The organism is Sulfuriroseicoccus oceanibius, from assembly GCF_010681825.2.
Classification (GTDB): Bacteria; Verrucomicrobiota; Verrucomicrobiia; order Verrucomicrobiales; family SLCJ01; genus Sulfuriroseicoccus; species Sulfuriroseicoccus oceanibius.
In genome coordinates, this window is record NZ_CP066776.1 from 1,438,240 (window position 1) to 1,462,607 (window position 24,368).

The following is a 24,368-nucleotide window of genomic DNA, read 5'->3' on the forward strand; positions in this document are numbered from 1 at the left end:
ACTTTACCTATTAGAATCATGATCGAGTTTTCAAGCAACCCACAACGCGAGATCCCAAGTGCATCGGCAACCGCCGCCAAAGTCATCGGTGTCGGAGGTGCCGGCATCAATGTGATCGACCGCCTGGCGATGGAGTCGATGGAAGGCGCCGGGTTGCTGGCGCTGCACACCGACGTGCGTGCTCTGGCCAACACTGTGACAACCGAGCGCGTGCAGTTGGGCAAGAAGTTGACCCACGGTCTGGGCGCGGGTGGCGACCCTGAGATCGGTCGTCGCGCGGCGATCGAGGCGACGGATGACATTCTGGCGGAAGTCAGTGGTCACCGCATGGTCTTCGTTTGCGCTGGCTTGGGCGGTGGTACCGGATCGGGTGCGGCACCGGAAGTCGTGCGCATCGCACGTGAGGCCGGTGCATTTGTCGTGGCTTTCGCGACCATGCCATTCCGTTTCGAGGGCGGGCGTCGTCAGGAGCAGGCGGAGCAGGCGTTGCAAGAAATGCGCCGCGAGGCCAATGCATTGATCACCTTCGACAACGACCGCATGGGTGAGCTCATCGTCGAGAGCGAGGGGATCCAGCGCGCGTTCGAAGCGGCGGACAACTTGATCGCTGAGAGCGTGCGTGGTGTGTCCAACTTGGTCACCCGCCCGGGCTTGATCAAGATTGGCTTGGACGACTTGCTCACCGCGCTGCGCAATTCGGATTCGCGTTGTTTGTTCGGCTCGGGGCGTGCCAGCGGCGACAAGCGTGGCAAGGAAGCTCTGCGCAAGGCACTCAACAGTCCGCTCTTGATGAAGGGTAAAATGTTCTCGTCGGCTCGCAATATCCTGGTGCACGTCACCGGTGGCGAAGACCTGCGACTGCATGAGATCGACGGCTTGATGCGCGAGTTGGCCAAGAGTGTGCCTGCCGACGCGCAGTTGCTGTTCGGTGCGGCGGTGGATCCGTCGATGAAGAAGGAGCTGTCGGTGACTTTGTTCAGTTCGTTGGCTCACGGTGAGCCGCAGGAAGAGGAAGTGCAGACCAAACCGGCGGTCGAACCAATCGCGGCGGTCGTGCGCGGTGTGGTGGAATCCCCGGCACCGGTGGCCGAGGAGTCTGTGGAGGACGAGCCCGTCGCAGAAGAAGCACCGGTTGAAGATGTCGTGGAGGAAGCTCCAGTAGCAGTCGAGTCGGAAGTGGTCGAGGCCGCTGAATTGCCGGTCGAGCAACCGGAGCCAGAGGTGGAGCCGGAGGCTGTGGGCGATTCGCTCTTTGCCCAGGACGAAATGGAAGAGCCAGCCTCGCCTGAGGTCGGTTTGTTCGATGCCCCTGCAGTAGAGGCTGAAGAAGAACCAGAAGTCGAGGAAGCCGCTGCGGTGGAATCCATTTTCGAACAGCCGGAAGAAGAAGTCGCCGAACCTGAGCCAGAGCCGGTGGCCGAACAATTTGAGCCGGAAGTAGAAGAAGAAATTGTCGCGACCGTGGTCGACGACTCGGTAGCTGGTTTCGATGACTTCGAGGAGACTGTCGAACCTGAAGAGCCGGTCCTCTACCAGGCCGAGCCAACTCCGGAGCCGGAACCTGAGGAGGAGTTTTTCAACCAGTTGGAGGGCGACAACACAGTGCCGGTGAACCTGCGCTCCGAGGAGATCGACGAGTCGGGTGGGCCGTTCGAGGCTGCCGGGTTCGACGATGTGGCCGATGACGACGAGGCGCCGCTGCCGGGAACGCAGTCGCAGCTTGAGCTCGACCGACCAGCCAGCGATGGCGGGCGATTCGCCAAGTCGGAGCCAACCATCGTCGATGGCGAGGATCTGGACACACCGGCCTTCCTGCGCAAGCGCAACCGACGCTAAATCAATCCTAACGGGCGCTCCGAGTACGGGCGCCCGTTTTTCTTTCCCGTGAGACTGAGATGATGCGTGCGCTCCTGCCCATTTTTGCCGTCGTTGTGTTGCTGGCTTTTGGTTGCAACGAGCGGGCGGGGGATGGCGATCCCGGATCAAATGTGGCCTCAAAGCCGGTGACGAGAGTTGTCACGGTGCTCCACGCTGACGGATGAGCCACCACTCCGGGAGCGGTCGCTCTCGTCGGGGAATGTGCGAAACAGGCCGGGCTCGAAATCTTGATCGAACAAATTGAGGTCAAGACGGACGAGGACGTTTGGAAGCATCGGTTCATCGGGAGTCCTACCGTCCGGATCAATGGGCTGGATGTGGATCCGGCCGCCAGATCATCGAACCAATATGGGTTCACCTGACGCATGACCGACTGGACGCCGGGTGCGTCCACTACGGAGAAGATGATCTACGACGCGTTTGCCGAGGCGGGGTGGACCGACCGCTGAAATCTTGGGGGCGGGGGAATCGCACTAACTTAGGGGGTGTCGTCGTGTCGGGAGTGGCCGGCGGGTGGGGGATGCGCTTTGGCTGCGTCGCAGGCTTGGCCTCGGCTGCGTCGGCGTGGGATATCCCAGGGTGTGGTCGCCTGAGGCTCCCGTCACCCTGGGCTGGTTTGCGTCTCACTTTCAGGAAGGAATTGACGGCGATGGGGCTTAAGAAGATGAGGGGATAGCCACGTCGCGCGTCCGGCCTCCGTGTTGGTGTCCTGCGTGGCCCCTAACGGGAGGGAGGTGCTGCAGGCGCATCCAGCGGTGGCTTGGTGAAGCCAACGCGGCCGCGTCGGATTGCGTCGCTGAACCCATCGGCGCGAGGGTGGGCTTGTGCGTCTTTGTTGATGAATGCCTGCTCGCGCAGCGCGGCGAATGGGAGATCTCCGGTGACCAGAGCTCCGCGTTCGTAGAGCATCTGGTCGAGCTTGCCGTTGATGAGAATGCGGAGGTCGAAGCTGGCGCGCTGTTCCGCCGGAGTTTGGGCTCGGTAGCTGGTCGTGCAGTTGGCGGTGATCGCGTTGTACCACTGCGGGTGCTCCTTGAGGTGGTTTTGCGCGTTGATGCAGTCGAGCAGGAGTTCGCGCGCGCGTTCGGCGGGTGCGTTGAAGCGGTAGATGTAGCAGGGCTCGTCGCGGACGTTGGTGCGCACGCGGACGAAGTCCGCTTCGTCGCCGAAGATGTACTGGAGCTCGAACATTTTGTAGAGCCCGCCAATGGCGGAGTAGGACTCGCCCACCTCGCGCCGGGTTTCGATGGAGAGCGCGAGCCGCCCTTCCTCGCCGAAGTCGAAGCTAATGATCGGATGCGCCATCAAATCGCCGCCAAAGGCATCGATGATGATGTCGGCCCCGATGAGCTGGTCGAGATGATGCTTGCGGGTTTCCCAGTGGGGGAGGGCGTCTCCGGATTCGGTGTAGTCGAAATTGCGCACGTGGTGGAAGGTGAGCTGGTTACCGTCCATCGTGACGTAGCCGGTCATCTCAAACTCCGGCTTCCATTCGCGGTCGTTGGAGGGGCGGATCGTCAGCCAGCCTAACCAAACCACAAAGCAGCACGCGAGGATGCGCAGCGCAATGCCTGGGATGACGCGCAGCTTGAGCGCGGCGACCACGGTGCCCGCCGCCCACAGCGCGGCCAGTACCCAGTTGAGCGCACCGCAGGGCGCGCCCGGGCCGTCGAACACAAGCGCGCCCACCGTCCATGCCGCTGCCAGCAGGGTAACCAATGCCATCATCCCCTGGGCGGACTTCCGGCAAATAGTGGCAATGCGATCCCTCGGTGTACTCATGGCTTCCCGCACCATGCCAGCCCGCCGCATCCGAGCCAATCCCCAATGTGATCCAGCCCTCCTCGCCGATGGCTTCGATCTGTTTTTTTCCTGCCGATTTGGGCCGATTTTCACTTGCGACAATCCTCTCCCCTAGGGCATAGTCCGCCCACTCAGTCTACGGGTTGTGGCGCAGTCTGGCAGCGCACTACACTGGGGGTGTAGGGGTCGCAGGTTCAAATCCTGTCAACCCGACTGACTGAAGGGCTTCTAATCCCTTGTTTTTAAGGGGTTCCAGCGCATTCGCAACAATTCCCTGTTTTCTGCGATGCGACTGGTTACGACCAGTTTTGACACAAATCTGTGCGCATATCTGTGCGCGCTTTTGGTGTAGTGCGGGCAGCTTCTCGACGTCGTGTTTCAGGCTGAGCGCCCGTTCGTCGGTGTACGTGTTCGCCGTTAACTCGGGGCGTCAACCGAGTCCGAGCAGTTACGGTAGTAGGGTGAAGCTAAATAGGGGCAATCGGGGTGCGGCCGGTTGTCCTCGTCGCTTCTGCGGGAACCTAGCGAACCCTTGACTCGATGAACATTGTCGTGCATTTTCCCCTCCAGAACACACTCCCCCCGTGTTATCACCCTCTTCTCTGAAAATATGGCCACCGATATCACGCCGAGGAAAACGCGCATTCTTAAAGAAATGCGCGACGCCATTTCTCGCAACGGTGATCTTCGAAAGAAGCTTCACGAACAGGGAACGTGGAATGACAATGGAACTTCTCGACCGTTGCCAAACGCCGACAAACGGGATCTCACGATTTTCATATTCTTCGAGACGGCAGCGGCCTTTGAGGCATTCTCGCAGGAAGCCTTTCTCTTGGCAGTTCGAAAGCAGTTTGGAGTTCAAGCTAAATTGGCGAAGAACGTGTCGGGGCATATCGATCGGGGTCTTCAGGGTGTCATGGGTTGGGCAGCTCCACCAATGATCGTGAATCGTTCCAAAGCATTATTCGGTAAGACCCACTTCCTCGCGAACATTAAGGATACATTGCCCCAAGATCACTACGACTGGCTTTCACATGCGCACCGCGTCAGGAACCGAATCGCACATCCGTCTGAAAACGCCAAGCAACAGCTCATTAAGCTACACAACGCTCTGGGTGTTCCGCCGGCAGCGCGTAAGGGGGCCGGGCCGGGACGAATCTTGAGTGACTATCCTACAACGAGTAATGATGACGATCGCTGGTTCCACAGGTTTCTCAAAGCGTATGGCAGCTATTGTGACCTGATCGACTCCAAACTCTAACAGAGAACAAGGCGTCGCTCTCAACACTGCCCTGCCGCGAGTTTCAGCCGTCATGACCTCTACAACTTTAACCCACAGTCGAAGCCTGGCCCTCGGGTAGGTGTGAGAGGACTTCGACGTTCAGCAAAAATTAAGAAATGGCATCATTAAAGAAAATAACCCCTTCGAGCCCCCGCTTAGCTTCTCTTTTATCGGATGTCGAGCGCGGCAATATTAAAATCCCCGTATTTCAGCGTCAATATATCTGGACAGATGAACAAATTGTCAGCCTACTTGACTCGATCTATAGAGGGTATCCAGTTGGCTCTCTTTTGATGTGGACAACACATGAAGAGCTGAAACATGAAAGGGATGTAGGCGGATTTAAACTGCCGGAAACTCCAGAGGATTATCCGGTCAATTACATATTAGATGGTCAGCAAAGATTGACGACCCTATATGGCGTATTCTATTCCTGCGATAACACTGCAGACCCGAACTTAGCTGACAGGTTTAACATCTGCTACATTCCAGACGAGGACTCGTTTGTTCACCACCTGGCCGCAGATGGAAAAGATAAGATTCACCTTAACTCCATGCTCGACACAACGAAGTTACTGCGAGAGCTTCCAAGATTTAACGATAGGCAGAAAGAAAGAATAGCGAGGGTAACGGAAGCGTTCAAAGACTATGAATTTCCAGTCGTTACAATCAAAGAGCGGAGCAACAAGGAGGTGTGCAGTATTTTTCAGCGAATAAATTCATCGGGAACTGCTCTTAGCAACCTAGAGTTGCTAGCGGCGTGGACGTGGTCTGATAAGTTCGACCTCAGAAGAGAGATAGAATCGCTATTGGATAGGCTTGGAGATAAAGGATACGAACAAATTGATCAGTCCTTGGTCATGCGCATGCTTGCCGTGCTTACGGTGGGTACACTCGATTCCGATGATTTGGTAGATATAGATTCCGATGTGTTGATTGAGAATGTCGCGACTCTAAAATCTGCAATACTTTCGACAGTAGACTTTTTGGAGGGGCAGCTGAAAATCAAGAATGTGATTTTCCTTCCGTTTCCGATCATGATCATACCTATTGTGTTTTTCTATGCGGAAATGCCTAAGCCGAATGCGGTGCAGTTGGATCAACTGAAAAAGTGGTTTTGGCAGTGCGCTCTCTCGTTGAGGTATAAAGCAGGGACAAATCGCTTGGCTCTAGAGGATATTGAAAAGTTAAAAGGTGTTTCACGCGGCGAAAGTCCGTTTGATTCACCGCCTCCTAGCATTCCAGATGATCTTTTTAGTCGCTCTTGGAGAATTAATTCTACGGCAGCCAAAGCGGCGCTTTGCCTAATGGCGCAGATGAGGCCTTTGTCATTTCTAAGTGGATCCGAAATTGACCTGGGGACTGTATTGTCCTCTTATAATGCTAGACAGTTTCATCACATCTACCCAAAAGCCTTTCTAATTTCGAAAGGGAAGACTTTTCACGATGCTAACATAATAGCTAATATTTGTTTTCTTTCGGCCTCGGAAAATAATTCTATAAGTGATAAAGATCCCAAGGATTATTTCAGAGATATGCCTGATGCTCATAAAGATGCCATCTTTGATTCTGCAGTTATCCCTGAAGATGGAAGACAAGGCACTTTACCTTTTGCTGACTTTGTAGCGAAACGCGCTGACCTCCTAAAGGATATTGCGAATAATCTAATGCGAACCGGTAAAACATCAGGCTGAACAAGACGTGTCATGCCACTCTGGTCAGCGCGCCGCGCCGGCTTTCGCGTATGCACTCGGCGTTCAGTAATGTCCTAGTAGCGCGGCATCACGAGCTCTGGCGAGTTTGTCCTGTTGGATCATGGATTTGTCGGAGTAGTTCAGGATGATCGCCGCTGGCTCTTTGATATTGGTGAGGTAGGCGGCGGGTGCAAGAGTGCAGACGATGGAATTACGGGAAGGCTTGCCGGAAGTGGATGGTTTGCCGCGTCCTGCGTTCCAGTTTTTGACGACGACCCATCGCTCGCTCTCCTTGCGGGGCATGGTGTCGTTTTCCTCGAAGGTCTTGCGTTGATCTTTCAATGCACCTAGGCACTGGACGAGGTGGAGGCGGAAGGTTTGCTCATAGAGTGCTTTCAGTTCCTCGCCGCTCAGAGCTTCGATCTCGGGTGGCTTGACGACGTACTTGCAGACCTCGCGTGCTTGATGGACTTCCTGCGAGTCCTTGAAATGGTGTCTCCACCATCCGCGAACCCGCTGGAGCAAGTATGACCATTCAGCTTTTGGTAGCTTGCGCGTCATCTGGACGATGGCGTGCACGTGAAGGTGGAACGTCGGCAGATCTTCCTGGCGTTTCATGGTTCCGAGTTCTGTGGATCGGAAAACGATCTGCACACCAGCTCGTTTCATGAACGGTTCGTAGTTGAGTTTCGAGATCCGGCGATGCAGTGCGCCGATGCCATCGCGTACCCCAAGGATCAGGGTGCGGAGAGAAATAGTGGAAGCGAGGCGGAGGCCGGCTGTCTACCCGGGGCAATGTGGCGATGGCTGAGGTTGGCTTCACGTTGCTAGGATTGTCGCGATTTTTGCTATGCGGATTTTTTAGTGGCGGGTGGTGGATGGGTGAGGGGATTTGGTTTGGTGGGCGTTGGTGGTGAGTGGGTTGCTAAGATTTGCGGGGTTGTGGGTAATTTCCGCGCAGTGGGAATGGGGTGCGTCCGTGTGGGCGGGGATTGGCGTAACGTGCGGCGTACTATTGATTAATTATTGAGTGAATCCTGCGGTTTTGCGTGGGGTTTGGGTGAAATATGCACAGTCTTGAGTTTGATATGCGGCGCATCGGGGTGGGTGCCACGGTAGTGTCCGACCAATTCAAATTAAGGGTGGATTTGCTGCAGCCATGATCGTTCTGGGAGTCACTATTCTTATCAGCATGTGTCTGGCTGGCATTTTCATTGTCTGCTTTGCCGTTGAGGCGAAGTCGCCGCGTCGATCGAGTCCTGAGAGGGATTCGCTGTTACCTCTGGATGAGAGTGACGGGCGCGAGGTTTCGTTACCGAAGGCAGCGGGCAAGGCATCCACTCCGCGTGATTGAGCGACAGAATCTCCTCCATTATCTGACCAACAACACAACCTATGCACGACAAGGCGACGAACGACGCAGCGGCAACTGACGTCCGTAACGAGACGATTCAGTTTGAAGACAAATCAGTGCGCTACTTCATGTGGGCGTCGATTATTTGGGGGATCGTGGGGATGCTGGCGGGCGTGATCGCCGCCTTCCAGATGCCGTTCTGGGAGATGAACAGTCTGTTCCTTCAGAAGATCACCAGCGGCTTGAATGCACTCCCTGGCATGGGATGGGTGCCGGTGTTCGATACGACGGGGATCGAGTACATCACCTTCGGGCGCTTGCGTCCGCTGCACACGAACGCGGCTATTTTCGCCTTTGTGGGCAACATGGTTTTCGCCGGGGTTTACTATTCCACCCAGCGACTTTGCAAGCAGCGCACGGCGTCGTCGCTGCTGACGTGGCTCCATTTCTGGGGCTGGCAGACGATTATTGTGCTGGCTGCACTGACCATTCCTGCGGGCTTCACCCGTGGTAAGGAGTACGCCGAGCTGATCTGGCCGATCAACATCATGGTGGCCGTGGTGTGGGTGATCTTCGGATGGAACTTCTTCTGGACGCTGAAGCGACGCAACGAGCCGTCGCTCTACGTGGCGCTTTGGTTCTACATCGCGACCATCGTCACCGTAGCGATGCTCTACATTGTGAACCACTTGTCGATCCCGACCAGCCTGACCCATAGCTACCCGATCTTCGGTGGTGTGCAGGACGCGCTGGTGCAGTGGTGGTATGGCCACAACGCGGTGGCATTCTTCCTTACGACGCCGGTGCTCGGCATCATGTACTACTTCATGCCGAAGGCGGCGGAGCGTCCGGTTTACTCGTACCGACTTTCCATCATTCACTTCTGGTCGCTGGTGTTCATCTACATCTGGGCCGGCCCGCACCACTTGCTCAACACGGGCCTTCCGAAGTGGTTGCAGATGATCGGGATGTTCTTCTCGCTGATGCTTTGGGCTCCATCCTGGGGTGGTATGCTCAATGGTTTGCTCACCCTCCGCGGGGCTTGGGACAAGCTGCGCACCGACCCGGTGATCAAGTTCTTCGTGGTGGGCATCACCTTCTACGGGATGTCGACCTTTGAAGGGCCGCTGCTTTCGATCCGCGCCGTCAACGCGCTCGGTCACTACACCGACTGGATCGTGGGTCACGTGCACGGTGGAACGCTCGGCTGGAACGGCTTCATGGCTGCCGGTATGTTCTACTGGCTGGCGCCACGACTCTACGGCCGCGCCCTGTACTCCAAGGCCGGAGCCAACCTTCACTTCTGGATTGGTCTGGTGGGGATTCTGATCTACGTCGGCTCGATGTGGGCGGCGGGTATCACCCAGGGGCTGATGCTCAATGGCACCAAGGAAGGTGGCACCATGCTGGCCCAGCCTGACTTCGTGAAGACCGTGGGTGCGATCAAGGGACTCTATATTGCTCGAGGCGTCGGTGGTCTGCTTTACCTCGCCGGTTACTTCATCCTGGTCTGGAACATCTTCATGACCATGAAGAAGGGCAAAACGGTGGAAGACGTGCGTGAGTACGTGGTGACCCGCACCGAAAACCAGGACGCCATGGGCTTCAAGGTGACCTTCATGAACGACCCGGTGGTCTACTTCTTCGTCGGTCTCGTGTTCTTGCTCGGTATGTTCTTTGCGCCGGTCGGGATGAACGTGGCGTGCGGATTGATCTTCCTGGTCTTTGTGTACTTCGCGGTGCAGAAGTTCAAGGCGGCTGGGTTGAAGTGGGGCGAGTGGTACCACCGCTTGCTTGAGAACTACCTGCCATTCACGATTCTGACCTTCATCGCGGTGGCGATTGGCGGGATGGTTCAGATCATTCCGAACGTGACCATCAACCGCGCGGCCAATATCCAAGACCGATTGCAGGTGCCGTACACGCCGCTTGAGCTGGCTGGACGCGACATCTACATCGCCGAGGGATGCTACAACTGTCACTCGCAGCAGATCCGTACGATGGTGCCTGATGTGTTGCGCTACGGTGACCACAGCCGCATCGGTGAGAGCATCTATGACTTCCCATTCCAGTGGGGCTCCAAGCGTACCGGTCCGGATTTGGCACGTGAAGGCGGCAAGCGCCCGAACACATGGCACTACGACCACATGCTCGACCCACGCGATGTGGTCGAAGATTCGATCATGCCGGCCTATCCTTGGTTGTTCGATCAGAAGACCGACTACAAGGCGCTGCCGAAGAAGGTGGAAGTCCAGCAGCAGCTCGGTGTACCAATGATCAGCGATGCGATTATCGACCGTGCCCGACTTCAGGCATTGGAAATCGCCCAGGATTTGCAGGAGAACGGCCGCAACGTGGATCCGGATACCAAGATCATCGCGCTGATCGCCTACTTGCAGAAGCTGGGTGCCTACGAAGAGGTGAAGGCGGAAGAAGAGGAACGCGATCTCGAGCAGGATCTGCCGGACAAGACGTTCTTCAACACACCGGACACCACGCGTGAAGACATCAAGGGCTACGGACTGTAAGCCGCGAATCTGAGAACCAATTTACGTCATGTTCAAGCTAGTCGTAGTCGAGAGCTGGGTCAGTGAGTGGGGGCTCCCCGCGATCTCCACGCTGTGTTTCATGTTCGTGCTGGGGTACTGGACGCTGCGTGCGCTGCACACCCACCGCAATAAGCTCGACGAGATGGCAGCCAAGCCGCTTGACGACGGCGAGATGAAGAATTTGAGCGATAACTAATTCGATCTATGGACCAACAACCAAACGACCCGAAGAACCAGGATCAGAAGCCGAGCGGTGATGAGCCGATTCTGATGCCGCACGAGTACGACGGTATTCAGGAGTTCGACCAAAAGCTGCCAAACTGGTGGCTGTGGACTTTCTACATCACGGTGATCTTCTTCGCTGTGTTCTGGGTGCTCTACTACCAGGTGGGCTCGGGTGCGACCGACGATGAGAAGATGGAGAACGAGCTGGACCGCATTGCCCGTATCGAGGCCGAGCGTCTGGAGCGTGAGCTCGGCGTGCTGAGCGATGCCAAGTTGTGGGAAGCCAGCCGCAACACAGCTTTCGTCGAAGAAGGTCGCAAGCAGTTCATGGAAACTTGCGCGGTGTGCCATGGCCGTGACCTTTCCGCGACGAACGACGGGATCAAGCTCTCCGGTGTGCCACTCAACGACAGCGAATGGCTCTACGGTAGCGATCCAATGAACGTGCTGAACATTGTGACCAATGGGTCTCCCGATAAGACCAAAGGGATGCAGGCGTGGGAGCCGGTGCTCGGCAAGACCCGTGTGACCAAGGTGGTCGCGTTCGTGCTGAGCCATCACGAGATGCCGGAAGGCATGGGTGAAGGTGCTGCTGCCGAGGGTGAGGCTTCCGACGCGGCTGCGGAGGAAGCAGCTCCTGCCGCTGATCCTGCATAGGGAGTTGTGATCGAGCGAGGGCTCGTTGACTGAAGTGTCTTATGTCTCGTTCTGTTCGCAACAAAACTCCGAACCTGGACTCCGTCACGACGATCAATCGTGACGGATCCAAGTTTGTTCTTCATCCCGCGGATGTCCGCGGGCGATTCACTACCGGGCGTCGTTGGTTCGCTTTGTTGTTGCTGGCGATCTACATCGCGTTGCCGATCATCAAGGTGGGCAACTATCCGGCGGTGTTTTTTGATGTCGCCAATGGTCGGTTCCATTTGTTCGGGCTGACCTTGATCACACAGGACGTGTGGTTGTTGTTCTTTTTGATCACGGGGCTTGGGTTCACCTTGTTCTTCGTGACGTCGTTGTTTGGGCGTCTGTGGTGTGGCTGGACCTGTCCGTACACGGTGTTTCTCGAGCACATGTTCCGGCGGGTGGAGAGGTGGATCGATGGTGACCACCAGGCGCGGCGCAAGCTGGATGCGGCGCCGTGGGGGCCGCAGAAGATTTTCAAGCGTGTGCTCAAGCACGCGATCTACCTGCTGATGGCGACGGGGATCGCGCATCTGTTTTTGGCGTACTTTGTGTCGCTGCCAAAGTTGTATGAGTTCATGCAGACCTCGCCTTCGGCGAATGCCCAGGTGTTTGGCGTGGTGACGTTCCTGTCGTTGGTTCTCTACTTCTGCTTCGCCTGGTTCCGTGAGCAGTTCTGCATCATCCTTTGCCCGTACGGCCGTATCCAGTCGGCGCTGACTGATGACGACACGATGGTCATTGGTTACGACAAACGACGGGGTGAGCCGCGCGGGAAGAAGAAAAAGGGCAGTGACACGCCGGTGGGCGATTGTATTGACTGCCGTCGCTGTGTCCAGGTTTGCCCGACCGGGATCGATATCCGCAATGGCTTGCAGATGGAGTGCATCGGCTGCGCGGCTTGTGTCGATGCCTGTGACGAGATCATGACCAAGCTCAAGCGTCCGAAAGGGCTGGTGCGCTATGACTCGCTCAATGGCATGGAAGGGCAGAAGCGCCGGGTGCTGCGCCCGCGTGTGTTCATTTACATTGTGTTGTTCTGCATCGGGACGTTTGTGATGTCCTTGGCGCTGACCTCACTGCAGCCGGCCCGACTGGAAGCGGTGCGGATGCGCGGTATGACGTTCTTCCACGACGAGACCCTGGTGCGCAATCAGTTCAACGTGGTGATCACGAACAAGCGCGATCGTGAGAGCCGCTATACTTTGGAGCTGCAGAATGCGCCGGAAGGGATGACCGCATCCTCGGAAGGTGAAATCTTCACCGTGGGAGCACTCGATGATGTGGAGTTCTCCGTGGTGGTGACGCAGACCAAAGAGCACTACACCGGCCAGGCCGACTTTGAGCTCGTGTTGCACGAGGAAGGGGCGGACACCGAGTATGTGCGTAAGATCAAATTCCTCGGGCCGGATCTCGGCGGGACCAACGCGGATGATCTGGAGAAGCAGCGCGAGGAGTTGAAGAAGAAGATTGAAGCAGAGCAGAACAAGCGATGAGCAATGTGTTTTCCAAGCGTCCGTGGTTGTGGGTGATCATCGCGTTTCTCGTGCTGATCGGTTCATGGCTTGTGTTGTTCAAGCTGGCGCTGGGGAACCGTCCGCAAAGTTACGATCCGCGCAAAGGGGAAACCTATCCTGAAGGCGTGGTGCCCGGGTCAGGGCATCCGGCGGCACAAATGGAGAAGGCGGCAGCCGATGCTGCGGAGCATGGTGGATCTGCTGCTGAGGTGGAAACCAAGGAGGAGGCGCAATGATCGACGGAGCTGCGATTCATTCGGCGAGCGGTGCGTTCATTGCAGGGCTGGTCACGAGTTTGCACTGTGTGGGGATGTGCGGTCCGCTGGCCTGTGGCGTCGGCGGAGGCAAGGGGGCGGCGGCTCAGGTGAGTGCGTCGCTTTACCACGGCGGGCGCTTTTTGTCGTATGCGGTGCTGGGATGCGTGGCGGGGGCGATAGGAGCCGAGCCGCTGAACCTATTGCTCGACAGTCCGGCGGTGGTGTTGCCGTGGACATTGGTGATTGTGTTTTTGTTGGTGGCGACCGGGCTTGAGCGGCGGTTGCCGAAGCCGAAGTTTCTGGTGCGCTTTTCGGCGCGGTTGAAGCTGAAGATTTTCAAGATGTCGCAGCAGCGCGGGGCGTTGTTGCTGGGACTGGCGACGCCGCTGCTTCCGTGTGCGCCGCTTTACCTGGTGTTGACCGCATCGCTTTTGAGCGGGTCCGCGGCGAAGGGTGGTGAATTTATGGCGGCGTTCGCGCTGGGTACGGTGCCGCTGCTTTGGGTGGCGCAGGGATCGTTCAACAAACTGCGCGCCTGGATGACACCGCAGGCATTTGATTGGACGCGACGCGGCTTGGCGGTGGCCGCGGCTGCGATGATGGCGTGGCGCTTGCGCGGGACCTTGTTCTTTATCGAGAGCTCCCAGGGTGTGCCGGACTGCTGTCCTCCGGGGCTGTGACCTGAGCGGGGGAGGGTGCTCACGCAAAGACCCAAAGATCCCAAAGGGGAGGCAAATGGGGAAGGGTCATGAAGAGAGGCTTCTGACAGGATTCACAGGATGGACATGATTTTGGTGTGCAGCGAAATGGACTCCTTCCAGAGAGTTTTTTGACGCTTTCAGTTTAGAGATTCGGTGGTTAATCACGTGAATCATGTTAATCCTGTCCAAACTAAACCGAGCCGCTCTTTGAGCGCGACGCGCCCGATTATGGCCCAATCCCCTGAGCACGATACCAAGCCCTGCCGTCATTGCGGTACGCCGTTTACTCCAGCGTCTACTGATGATGCGTTTTGTTGTTCCGGCTGCGAGTACGTGTACCAGCTGATCCACGAGGAAGGGCTGCAGCGGTTCTACGATTTCAAGGGGAAGTCCAACCTGCCGCCGGTGCGCGGCAAGGTATTCGACGAGGCGGATTTTCCGTGGTTGAAGGAAGCGGTCGCGGTGGCGGAACAACAAGCGCTCGATGACGGGCGGAGCACGGGGTTGCTCCAGCTTAAGGCGCATCTCGATGGGGTGACGTGCGTCGGGTGCGTGTGGTTGGTCGAGCGCATTGCCTCGAAGGTCGAGGGCGTGGCGGCTCCGGATCTGGCTCCGGCGTCGGGGGAGATCACTGTGCGGTGGGAAGTAGGCAAGAGCGACGCGCTGATGCAGTTGGCTGGTGAGTTGTTGCGATTTGGCTACCGATTGACTCCGCTGGGGGAAAGGGAGAGTCGCTCGCGGGAGCTGCGCGATTTGCAGATCCGTGCGGGGATGTGTGGTGCGCTGGCGTTGAATGGAATGGCGTTCACCTTGCCGCGCTATCTCGGGATGCCGGAGGATTTCATGTTCGCCGGTGTGTTTGACTGGATCATCGTGCTGTCGGCGACCTTGGCGTTTTTCTCTGGTGGGAGTTATTTCATCCGTCGGGCGTTGGTGTCGCTGCGGGCGCGGATCATCCACATGGACGTGCCGATCGCGCTGGGCGTGACAGTGGCGTTTCTGGGGTCGTTTGTCGGCTGGATGACCGGGCACTCCGGGCTTTTCTACTTCGACTTTGTTTCGATCTTTTTGTTCCTGATGCTCGGTGGGCGCTGCATCCAGCTGATGGCAGTGAACCGTCAACGGGCGGACGCGGAAAAGCAGACACTGCGGCCGGATGCGGTACGGGCTGCCGGTTCCGGCGAGCGCGTGGAGTCCGGGGATTTGGTCAAAGGGATGCGCTACGAAGTGGATCCGGGCGGAGTGGTTCCAATTGCCTCGTCGGTGGTGGACCGCGACGTGACCTGTAGTCTGGAATGGATCACTGGTGAGTCAGAGGCGCGCGAGTGGAAGGTGGGGGCGCAGTTGCCTGCCGGCGCGATCAACCTGGGGCGCTCGGTGGCGACTTTTGAGGCGGAGGAGGATTGGGAAGGGTCGATGCTCGAGCGCATGGGCGACGGGCGCGAGGGTACGCCGCGCAACCCAATTCTTGAGAAGACATTGGCAATCTACGTCGCGGTGGTGATGGTGATTGCCATTGTGGGCGGGGTTGTCTGGTGGGCACGCTCGGGGGATCCGATCACGAGCCTGCAGGTGTTTGTTTCGGTGTTGGTGGTGTCGTGCCCGTGTGCGCTCGGGGTTTCGATGCCGCTGGCCGATGACCTGGCACGGATGCGGGCACAGTCCGCCGGGATTTTCATCCGCAGGGAGAACCTGTGGGGACGTCTGAAGAAAGTGCGCGCCATTTGGTTCGACAAAACTGGAACTCTCACCATGGAACTGCCGTCGCTGGTGAACCCGGAAGCCGTGAAGCGGCTGGATGATTCGGGTGCGTATGCCTTGGCGGCGCTGACCGCGGGGAGTGTCCACCCGGTGGCGCGCAGTTTGCGTGACACGCTCGGGGTGCGTGGGCAGAAGATGCGGGACGCCGGTGCCCGTGCGGATGCGGCATCGGTCGATGATTACCCAGGTTTGGGTGTGGCGTGGCGTGACCAATCCGGGCGCGTTTGGCGGTTGGGTCGGCCATCGTGGGCGGCGGACGAGGCTCCGGCCGGAGTGGACTCTGTGCTGGCGTGCGATGGCCGCGTGGTCGAGGCATTCCAGCTGGTGGATGGTGCGCGCCCGCAGTCGGTGGCGGCGGTCGATTGGATGGCCGGGCGTGGCTATCAGGTGGGAATTGTCAGTGGCGACCGACCGGAGAAAGTCGACCACATCGGGGACTCGTTGGGCGTGGCGCCGCAGCATCGCCGTGCCGGGTTCCTGCCTGAGGAGAAGGCGCAGTTGATCAAAGCAGAGGAAGCGGCGGGACGCCCTGTGTTGTTTGTCGGCGATGGAGCCAACGACGCACTCGCCTGCGACGAGGCCACGGTATCGGCGACGGTGGTGTCAGACCGTGCGGCGTTGGCGGACCGTGCGGACTTCTGTGTGTTTGGCCAGGGGATGGCTTATTTGCAGACGCTGTGGCGCATCGCCGACGTGCGCGGACGGGCGGTGATGCGGGCATTTGTGTTTGCGGTGGTCTACAACCTGGCGGCCATCAGCTTGTGCCTGATGGGGCTGATGCATCCATTGATCGCCGCCATCATCATGCCCGTGGGCTCCGTGCTCTCACTGGCGATCGTTGCTGGCAGCTTCCGCCAATTGCGGCGGTAGCGAGGGTGATGGCGGCGTGTCCCGGACTAGTTTGCTTTTTCGATGTCGGGCAGGATCCATCTGCGATCGAGGAATGGCTTTTCGGGTGAGTAGAGGCGGAAGTAGGGAAACCAAGCCTTGCCGGCCACGGTCGGGATCCAGTTCTTTGCAGCATCTCCCTCTGGCTTGTCCGGCCCCATGTAGATGGTCACTGATCCATCGGCGTTCGGGTGGAGGTCCATGCGGGATGAACGGTCAGCGATTTGGTGTTCGTTGACCAGCAGGCAGCGCGTGGCCACATCGTAGAGGGTGATCGACCAAAAGGCTTTGGCGGGGGCGTTTGGCGGGACGTGGAGTTGGTAGTTGGTTCCTCCGTCGAGCCAATCTCCGTCCTTGTCTTTGTAAGTGGCGAGGTAGACTTGCCCTTTACCGGTTTTCTGGCCGTGCATGGCGATGTCGTTGGTGACGGCTTCATAGAACCAAGCTGCGCGGCCGTCCAAGGCGTCGTAATGTTCGCGGCGCTGATCCGGCGGGGAGACCGTGGCAAATTCCCACTGGGATCCATCGACGTAGTGGGCATCCTCCATCCGTTTGACGAAGTCATTGGCTTTTGCCATCGCTTCGCCGACCAGCGCAGCCTCGGTGAGGATCTTGGTTTGGCGATCATTCGGAGTGAATGGTTTGCCTTTCTCGATTCCCAGTGGTTTGAGCATGGCGAGGAAGAGGCGATCGCGCTCAAACACAGGCTCACGGTCGATGATCTCAGCCAGGCGGGTCCAATACTCCATGCCGCGAGGTTGGGCTGCCAGCCATGGTTTTCCATCCGGCGTGATGAAGCCACGAGGTTTTGGGGCGTCCCGCTCGCTCCATGGGTAGATGGCAATTTGCTCAAGTAGAGCCATACGATCGGCTTTCTCTTTCGGCATGAGTCTGATCCCCAGCAGAAGGCTGTTGGTCGGCGATTGGTAGACTTTGAACCCTTCGGCTTCAGCATCTTCCGGCACGTCCTGTCCGGGGGCGACAAAGAGGTATTTGCCGGGCTCGGTGATCTGAGTGATGCCAATTTGCCACATGTCGTGTGCGGCTCCGCGGACCTCTCCCTTTGGCATGATGACAATCCATGGACCCTCGACCAAGTTGATGAATGGGAGCGCGTAGGGAGTGGTGGCGTTGTAGGTGAGTCCGCCGAGTTTGTCCTGATAGCTCTCGAAGAGAATAATCTGACCGTTCTCGGCGCCGAGTTGTTGTTCGTGGGCATATTGCCACTGGGCCATCGAGACCAACGGAAGCGCCCACAGGTAGGTTTGGCAGGCCCGTTGGAAGTCGAGTTCGTTGAACAGGGCATCGACCGTTTCATCGGTGGGGTAGCCATTGGCGAAGTCGTGGGTGAACTCGAGCTTGCCGATGCGGGTGTCGATGGATTCGGGCTCGGCTGGTGCTCCAAGAGTGAGCGTGACGAGGGTGCCGGCGAGGAGCAGTGTGCTGGGCGCTTTCATGGCGTGGCTTTTTGGGCGGTGTAGTGTTAGTCGATCTTGACGACGTCGTCGGGTTTCCAGGATTTGTCGAAGTAGGCTTTGCCCGGGCTGTAGAGGCGGATCACGACGAAGAACCCTTCCGCCGGATTGGTGCCGATGTAGTTGGACTCGGGGGCGGACTCCGGTTTGTCCGGGCCGAAGTAGAGGTCGATCGATCCGTCCTCGTTGTATTTGAGCTCGCCCTGGGAGCTGAGCGACGGGATGAGTTGTCCGGGTTTGTTGACTCCCGCTGCGGTGGGGGCGTCATAGAGGGTGACGGCCCAGAAGTTTTCCGCAGGGATCCCGGCGGGTAGGTGGAGCTTGTAGTGGTTTTGCCCCATGAGGAAGTTGCCGTCGGCGTCCTTGAAGGTGAGTGGGTATTTCGAGCCTTTGCCTACCATGTCGACGACCATTCCTGGACTGCTGGAATAGGCGAAGCGGAAGAAGGCGGTGCGGGCATCCAGGTTGAGGAATGATTTGCCTTCGAAGACTTCGCTGCCGCCGATGAAGCCCTCGTCGTATTGCCGGTCCGGGTAACGGAGTGTTCCTTCCATCCTACGCTCGTAGCGCTGGGCGGAGGCGATCTTCCAAGCCACATTGGCAGCGCGGTTGAGGATGGCCTGCATGCGTGCGTCGGGTTCGAATGGCTCGCCTTTGATGATTCCGAGGGTTGCCATCATGCCCCGCATGGCGAAGTCCTCGCGATGAGCGGGTTCGTAGTCGATGAACTTTTTGAGGTTTTCGAAGTAGCTGATGTCCTGCGTGACGAGCATGTTAGACGGCTTTTCCGAGGCGTTGGGGAAGGTCATCCGGGTGGCCGAGTCCTTTTTGCCCAAGGGGTAGACACGGGTCTGCTCGATGGTTTGCACTGCGTTGTCGGTTTTGCCGTCGACCAGGAAGCCCCGCCAGAAGAGGAAGACGCGGTAGGTCTCGGATTTGAAAGTGAAAAATCCCTCGGGGGCTTCGCCCTCATAGTCCGGGGGAAGTAGCAGGTATTTGCCTCCTTCGCCCTTGTCCGGACCGACGAATCCCACATCGCACAATGGGCGGTGCCAGAACGTGCAGAACATGCCCTGGAGTTTTGGAGGGACTTCGACCACAACCGGCCCGTTCTTCAGGTCCAGATAACTCATGGCGTAGACGACGTCTGAGTTCGGGGTGGTGACGCGGGTTCGGGTGTTGAGTCGGTCCTTCCAGACGGGGAGGATGTGGTTTCCCGCTCCGAACGTGGCCTCCGAGCCCTGGCGCATGGCATCGATGTTCATCGCGGGCAATGCCCAGAGGTAGACTTGGACGGCGCGTTGGAAGTCCAGTTCGTCATAGAGGCGGGCGGAGGCTTCGGCTGTTGGGTAACCTCCGGGAGCGTCGAGCGCGGAGAGCTCTTTCCACGCTTCATGGTCGGCAGCGTGTGCTCCTGAGAGGGCGAGGAGTCCTGAGATCAAGAAGGAGAGGGCGGCTTTCATTGGATTGGGCGGCTATTTTGGAAAGAGGAATGCGAGTGAGAAGTTGACGCTCCATTCGGGGGCTCCGCTCGGGCGCTCGACGTTGTAATACCCGCGGAGCCGGGCGTTGAGCGGTTGGTTGCCGATTTTGAACATACGGCCGATACCGCCGCCTACGGGGACGCTCCATCGTTGGCCGGGCGCGGCTTGCCAGTTGGCCAGGACGACGGGGTCGGTCATCAGGTACCAGCCATTGTCCAGGTTGTAGTTCACAAAAGGTTGCAGCAGCGTCTGGTTGACGTCGGCGCGGTCGGATGCGCCCCCGACCGACCATAAGTGGCGGCCCAGCAGCCCGAGAGACCAGGGTTTGGGCTGGGTTAGAATGACTGCGCTGGGGCCAAGGCTCCATTTTTCAGCTCCGAGCAGAGGGTCCGTCGCGCTGGGGAACATCAATGATGGTCCAACGCCCCAAATGACAGCCCCCGATTTCGCCGGCGACAAGAAGCCGGTGTAGTTCAAGTCGCCAAGTCCGAAGACTTCATCGGTGGGGATATCTGGTATTTCGGGAATGGAGGGGAGGCTGCCAATCGCGCCCTCCACGTAGGCCACGGGTAGGATGAACCTGCTTACCAAATTCCAATCGCCAATTTGGGTTGGTATGACGGGTTGGATGTTGGAGATCACCGCGGTGCCGTTGTCCGCTCCGAAGTCCACCGAGGTGTCGATGGGGAGGCTGATCATGGAGGCGATGGGGTTTTGCGCCTTTGCTGCGAGATCGTCGTCAGCGACAGATTGGTGCGCCGGGAATGAGAGAGTGATGCCTAAGAGGACGGGCAGGGTGCAGTTCATGGCGATGGCTGGTAAATTTTCAGGAGTGCCTGGAGGAGGAGAGGAGGCTATGGCGCTACGACTTGTAGAGGATTAACGGATTCGAACGATTGATTGGGGCAGGGGGTGCCGGTGTGTTTGTGCTGCTTTGTCAGTATTTTGGAGGGTGGTGTTGCGGGGTGGATATGAAAGAGCCGCAGCTCATGAGAGGAGGACAGTTCTTTGCATTTTGGTGCAATGGTCTTGCGTTTGGGTTAGGGAGGTGATAAGTGATTTTGTCTCAGCGGAAGCGATGAGTTAGTTTCATGACCTCCCGCGGAGAGAGCCCAACCTCAAAAAAGACGATGAATAAGACGATTTCTGTTTTGGCTGGTCTTGCGATGGCGGTGTCAGCGAATGCTGCCACGCTCGCCATCAACTTTACCGGCAGTACAAACACAAGTGTTAGCGGTGACCTGTATGGCGTGACGCAGGCGGACTGGAACAACGTGTCGGGTGGCGGAAGCACGCCAACCGATACGCTGGTTACCTCGGACACCGGACAAAGCGCGACGGTGACTTTCAGTGGTCGCGGCACCTATCGGATGAACGGGACGCCGGTCACGGTGGAGGAAAGCCTGTTCCATGGGTATCTCGACGATGCCAATGACCGGGGGGTAACCATCAGCCTCAATATGGGGGCCATTGCCACTGGATTCTACACGGTGACGATCTTCAGTGCGTCGGACAATGGAGGTGGCGGTTTTAACGATATCACAGTCAATGGCGTGGCGAACTCGGTGACCAACGATGGAAACCTTGGCGGACTGAGCAACGCACATGCGACCACCGTGGTGACCGGCGTGACCGGTGATTTGAGCATTACGACTCCCGTGCGCAATGGCTCGACCCGTAGCTCGATTGCTGGATTTACGGTTGAATACACAGCAGTGCCAGAGCCATCGTCTGCAGCGTTGCTTGGACTTGGCGGACTTGCGTTGATTTTGCGCCGTCGCAAATAGGTTGGATTTTTGCGGACTGAGACGGTCCGACAATGAGAATGCCGCAGCCCTCTCCAGGGTCTGCGGCATTTTTGTGTAAAGGCTGGGCGCTTATGAACTTGGCGGGCCGGTCCAGTTGCCGTTGGGGACGGGGATGGCGTTGGGCATTGCCAGATCGGTGGCGATGTAGGTCCATGCAGCGAGCGGGCGGTGGTCCGCCATGATGGTGGTGAGCACGCGTTGGTAGGGTGAGGGCTCGCCGGGGGTGAACTCTTCGAGCCAATCGATGGCAGGTAGGGAGTCGATGGGATTGGGGAAGTGCATTAGTTCGCCGTGCACGCATTGGGTGTCGGCTGGCGGCGTCTCAGGAAGCGGGCTGAGAGCGTTGTGTTGGTCCTGGATCTCAAGGTCACGGAGATAATCCGTACAGCCGTGGGCGAGAATAGTGGACTCAGGGAGTATCAGGCCGGGGTAACCTTCTTCGAGGTGGAAGAGTTTGCCGTGGAGCGTGGCCTGGGTGATGTCCTCCGCGCCGGAGCAGAAGCGGTCGTGGTATTCGAGTCCGCGTTTGAGCGAGCCGTAAACGAAGAGTCGGAACATGATGGAAGTAGGAAGTAGGAAGTAGGAAGTAGGAAGTAGGAAGTAGGAAGTAGGAAGTAGGAAGTAGGAAGTAAAACACCCCGCTCCGCGGTGGCTTGGGCCGGTGCGGAACGGGGTGGAAATGCGGAAGCAGGTCGCGCTTAGTCTTTGCGCACCTTGGCGCCGGAGACGACGAGCTTGCGGCCCATGAAGTCCTGGTCGTGGAGCACCTCGACGGCGCGCTTTGCTTCGTCGGTGGTGGTCATTTCGAGGAAGCCGTAGCCCTTTGAGCGCTGGGTGTGGCGGTGGCTGATGATTTCGACTTCCTTGACGGTGCCGACACCGGAGAAGAGCTCGGTGAGGTCGGCCTCGGAGGCGTCGTAGCTGAGGTTGCCGATGTAGAGTCGTGGGGACTCGACCGGGATGATCTCAGGGGTGCGTTTCGCGCGCTTTTTCTTTTCGCCGCCTTGCTGGCCTTTTTGCTCGTTGCCGGAGACGCGCTTGACGCTCTTTGGTCGGCCGGTGCCTTTGTTGGTCTGCTTTGGCTCGATGCCGAGAGCTTTGAGGACCTTCTGCCAGAACGTGAGTTTCTTCGGTTTGCGTGGTCCGCGGTTGCGGTTGCCGTTATTGTTGCGTCGGGTGGACGACGAGCGGTTTCCACCCGATCGGCGGCGGCCGCCTCGGGAAGAGCTGGATGATGTGGATGTGGTCATTTTGACTTCACTGATTATGGGTGGCTGGCGTTCCGATTTGAGGGATTGCCAGCGGTCTGAGCAGTGGAGCCTCTGATCTACCGGGGGCACCTTTGGCCACGGGGATCCGGCGTGTGCCGGAGTGTGGTCGGGGGTGAGCCTCCACGCCTTCGCGGGGCGCAGTAGGCAGATGCCGATGGACGGAATCGGTGCATGAACCGAATGGCCGGAGCCGGATTGGTTGCGGTCGGTTCGTTGCGGTAGAAAGACAGAGCTCCACCCGTTGTGGGTTGTTTGTCCGTGTCTGATGGCACGTGCCCGTTGATCCGTGACGCCCGGACGGCATGTGAGCCGATGGCGTGATCGAGAGACGATGATCGGATCGGAGTATGAACCGCCACCATGAGACCATCCGCGTCGTGCATCGGTGCACGGCAAATCGCGGAGCTTGCAGGATGGTTGGTGGATGCGTTCATGCTTTGTTGCGACTTTGTCATGAGAGGTCGCTTCCCCGGGGTAGCGTGTACCTGGCGGGGCGGTGTGTGCGGCAGGTGTGCCTCAGACGGTGCGACCATACGTTGTCGGCGCGATTTGGGCAAATGGAAATACTGGGCACGGGCGCTGGTAGTGAGGCGGATAGGAGTACGCGAAATTCGGTGGTTGTGTTGTGCGTAGTGCTGGCCGATCTCTCCTAGAATTGGCTTTCCAGAGGGTGGTGAATCTGCTCCCTTTGCCGCTGATTGATTCAGAAGAATTTACCATGATGACCAAGACCAATTTTCGAACCCGTTGGCAGCGAGCATTGCTTGCCGTGGGGGCATTTGTCTCGCTGGCAGCCACGGTGCCCACCGTGGAGGCCCAAGTGGATGTGGTGGCGCGCGAGCCGGCGGTGTATGTGACCTGTGACGCGCTGAGCAGCGTCTCGTTTTACGAAAAAGGATCGCAGACCAAGTTCGCACCAGGTGGGTTCTCCAAGATCGCGACGGCGGTCGTGGCATTGGATTGGGTGGAGAAGACTGGGACTTCGATGTCCCAGGTGGCAGTGGTTCCCTTGCACCCGATGGGCCAGCAGTTGCGCAACCCGATGGGCTTGGTGGCCGGTGACCGGATCAAACTTCGTGATGCGGTGTACTCCGCGCTGCTCGGTGATGACGACGTGGCTGCGGTGACGATTGCCTCGCATGTGGGGCGCAACCTGGTGATGGCGCGGCGCAAGGCGGCCAACCCGGAAGAGGAGTTTGTCCAAGAGATGAACTATCTGGCGGCGATGTTGGGGATGAAGCAGACGCGTTTCGAATCGCCCGAGGGCATGCTGGCGGTGAAGAAGCGTGATGGCCGGACCACGGCGCGCGATCTGGCATTGCTGGCGGCCTATGTGATGAACAAACCGTCCTTCAGGTTTTATGTGACGCAGCGTTCGCGTTCGATTTCTGTCGACCGTGTGGGCGGGGCCAAGCGGTTCAAGGTGACGAACGCGAACCGTCTGGTCGGGCGCAATGGCGTGGACGGTGTGATGGCCAATGTGCGCACGGGGCTGGGAGGCGCGGCCTTGGTTTCGGCCAAAAAGGCACCGGATGTGCGTGAGTCTCCGGAGACTGGCGAGAGTGTGGTTTACCTCAAGCGCATTGTGGCAGTGGTGGTGGGAAGTTCCGATCCGCTCGGGGTGACGCCGCCAATGCTGGAGCGGACGTGGAGTGAATGGGAGACGTGGCATGAGGGCGGGCGCAGGACGCCTGCCGAGCGGATTATTCGTCCTGCGGAGTAATGTCAGACCGATTTGCA

General features: G+C 58.3%; 20 protein-coding genes and 1 tRNA gene. 14 read left to right on the forward strand and 7 right to left on the reverse strand.

Annotated elements, in window-relative coordinates; genetic code table 11:
* Positions 1-18 precede the first annotated feature (18 nt).
* On the forward strand, positions 19-1,836 hold the full coding sequence (locus G3M56_RS05680) for a cell division protein FtsZ (protein ID WP_164362723.1): 1,818 nt from the start codon (positions 19-21) through the stop codon (positions 1,834-1,836).
* Between the two features lie 762 nt (positions 1,837-2,598).
* Here G3M56_RS05680 and G3M56_RS05685 read toward each other — a convergent pair.
* Positions 2,599-3,660 carry a lipoprotein N-acyltransferase Lnb domain-containing protein gene (locus G3M56_RS05685; RefSeq protein WP_164362725.1) on the reverse strand — a complete coding sequence of 354 codons (1,062 nt, stop codon included), beginning with the start codon at positions 3,658-3,660 and terminating at the stop codon, positions 2,599-2,601.
* A gap of 160 nt (positions 3,661-3,820) precedes the next feature.
* Here G3M56_RS05685 and G3M56_RS05690 point away from each other — a divergent pair.
* The 3 genes from G3M56_RS05690 (at position 3,821) to G3M56_RS05700 (ending at position 6,657) form a co-directional block, all read left to right on the forward strand.
* Positions 3,821-3,894: transfer RNA gene (locus tag G3M56_RS05690), tRNA-Pro, on the forward strand.
* A gap of 397 nt (positions 3,895-4,291) precedes the next feature.
* Positions 4,292-4,942 (forward strand): hypothetical protein, encoded by a 651-nt coding sequence (locus tag G3M56_RS05695; RefSeq protein ID WP_164362727.1) that lies wholly within the window; start codon positions 4,292-4,294, stop codon positions 4,940-4,942.
* A 137-nt stretch (positions 4,943-5,079) separates the two neighbouring features.
* A complete protein-coding gene (locus G3M56_RS05700; protein WP_164362729.1) occupies positions 5,080-6,657 on the forward strand; it encodes a DUF262 domain-containing protein in 1,578 nt (525 codons plus the stop codon).
* A 63-nt stretch (positions 6,658-6,720) separates the two neighbouring features.
* Here G3M56_RS05700 and G3M56_RS05705 read toward each other — a convergent pair whose 3' ends face one another.
* A complete protein-coding gene (locus G3M56_RS05705) occupies positions 6,721-7,326 on the reverse strand; it encodes a rep family protein (protein WP_164362731.1) in 606 nt (201 codons plus the stop codon).
* A gap of 490 nt (positions 7,327-7,816) precedes the next feature.
* On the opposite strand from G3M56_RS05705, the gene G3M56_RS05710 reads away from it, so the two are divergent.
* The 8 genes from G3M56_RS05710 (at position 7,817) to G3M56_RS05745 (ending at position 16,572) form a co-directional block, all read left to right on the forward strand.
* Entirely contained in the window at positions 7,817-8,011 is a 195-nt protein-coding gene (locus G3M56_RS05710; protein WP_164362733.1) for a hypothetical protein, read from the forward strand.
* Positions 8,012-8,052: 41 nt separating this feature from the next.
* On the forward strand, positions 8,053-10,539 hold the full coding sequence (ccoN, locus tag G3M56_RS05715) for a cytochrome-c oxidase, cbb3-type subunit I (RefSeq protein WP_164362735.1): 2,487 nt from the start codon (positions 8,053-8,055) through the stop codon (positions 10,537-10,539).
* Positions 10,540-10,567: 28 nt separating this feature from the next.
* The gene (locus G3M56_RS05720) at positions 10,568-10,756 is read left to right on the forward strand and encodes a hypothetical protein (RefSeq protein ID WP_164362737.1); all 189 of its coding nucleotides are present in this window, start codon (positions 10,568-10,570) and stop codon (positions 10,754-10,756) included.
* Positions 10,757-10,764: 8 nt separating this feature from the next.
* On the forward strand, positions 10,765-11,442 hold the full coding sequence (locus G3M56_RS05725) for a cbb3-type cytochrome c oxidase N-terminal domain-containing protein (RefSeq protein ID WP_164362739.1): 678 nt from the start codon (positions 10,765-10,767) through the stop codon (positions 11,440-11,442).
* A gap of 41 nt (positions 11,443-11,483) precedes the next feature.
* Positions 11,484-12,962 (forward strand): cytochrome c oxidase accessory protein CcoG, encoded by a 1,479-nt coding sequence (ccoG, locus tag G3M56_RS05730; RefSeq protein WP_164362741.1) that lies wholly within the window; start codon positions 11,484-11,486, stop codon positions 12,960-12,962.
* Complete coding sequence (locus G3M56_RS05735; RefSeq protein ID WP_164362743.1) at positions 12,959-13,219, forward strand: hypothetical protein; 261 nt, start codon at positions 12,959-12,961, stop codon at positions 13,217-13,219. The genes ccoG and G3M56_RS05735 overlap by 4 nt, the downstream gene beginning before the upstream one ends.
* On the forward strand, positions 13,216-13,920 hold the full coding sequence (locus G3M56_RS05740) for a sulfite exporter TauE/SafE family protein (RefSeq protein ID WP_164362745.1): 705 nt from the start codon (positions 13,216-13,218) through the stop codon (positions 13,918-13,920). The genes G3M56_RS05735 and G3M56_RS05740 overlap by 4 nt, the downstream gene beginning before the upstream one ends.
* A 249-nt stretch (positions 13,921-14,169) precedes the next feature.
* Positions 14,170-16,572: a heavy metal translocating P-type ATPase metal-binding domain-containing protein gene (locus G3M56_RS05745; protein WP_164362746.1), complete on the forward strand. Its 2,403-nt coding sequence runs from the start codon at positions 14,170-14,172 to the stop codon at positions 16,570-16,572.
* A gap of 26 nt (positions 16,573-16,598) precedes the next feature.
* Here G3M56_RS05745 and G3M56_RS05750 read toward each other — a convergent pair whose 3' ends face one another.
* Genes G3M56_RS05750 through G3M56_RS05760 form a run of 3 tightly spaced genes read right to left on the reverse strand, consistent with a single transcriptional unit; the run spans position 16,599 to position 20,248 of the window.
* Positions 16,599-18,047, reverse strand: a complete 1,449-nt coding sequence (locus G3M56_RS05750) for a DUF1254 domain-containing protein (protein ID WP_164362747.1) — start codon at positions 18,045-18,047, stop codon at positions 16,599-16,601.
* Positions 18,048-18,073: 26 nt separating this feature from the next.
* Positions 18,074-19,528: a DUF1254 domain-containing protein gene (locus G3M56_RS05755; protein WP_164362748.1), complete on the reverse strand. Its 1,455-nt coding sequence runs from the start codon at positions 19,526-19,528 to the stop codon at positions 18,074-18,076.
* A gap of 12 nt (positions 19,529-19,540) precedes the next feature.
* The gene (locus G3M56_RS05760) at positions 19,541-20,248 is read right to left on the reverse strand and encodes a transporter (protein ID WP_164362749.1); all 708 of its coding nucleotides are present in this window, start codon (positions 20,246-20,248) and stop codon (positions 19,541-19,543) included.
* A 431-nt stretch (positions 20,249-20,679) separates the two neighbouring features.
* Here G3M56_RS05760 and G3M56_RS05765 point away from each other — a divergent pair, with 431 nt between their 5' ends.
* A complete protein-coding gene (locus G3M56_RS05765) occupies positions 20,680-21,336 on the forward strand; it encodes a PEP-CTERM sorting domain-containing protein (protein WP_164362750.1) in 657 nt (218 codons plus the stop codon).
* 90 nt (positions 21,337-21,426) lie between these two features.
* Here G3M56_RS05765 and G3M56_RS05770 read toward each other — a convergent pair whose 3' ends face one another.
* Both G3M56_RS05770 and G3M56_RS05775 read right to left on the reverse strand, forming a co-directional pair.
* Positions 21,427-21,915, reverse strand: coding sequence for a gamma-glutamylcyclotransferase family protein (locus G3M56_RS05770; protein ID WP_164362751.1), 489 nt, complete (start codon positions 21,913-21,915; stop codon positions 21,427-21,429).
* A 140-nt stretch (positions 21,916-22,055) separates the two neighbouring features.
* The gene (locus G3M56_RS05775) at positions 22,056-22,607 is read right to left on the reverse strand and encodes an RNA recognition motif domain-containing protein (RefSeq protein ID WP_164362752.1); all 552 of its coding nucleotides are present in this window, start codon (positions 22,605-22,607) and stop codon (positions 22,056-22,058) included.
* Positions 22,608-23,346: 739 nt separating this feature from the next.
* Between G3M56_RS05775 and G3M56_RS05780 the strand changes: the two genes are divergently transcribed.
* On the forward strand, positions 23,347-24,351 hold the full coding sequence (locus tag G3M56_RS05780) for a D-alanyl-D-alanine carboxypeptidase family protein (protein WP_164362753.1): 1,005 nt from the start codon (positions 23,347-23,349) through the stop codon (positions 24,349-24,351).
* The last annotated feature ends 17 nt before the right edge of the window (positions 24,352-24,368 follow it).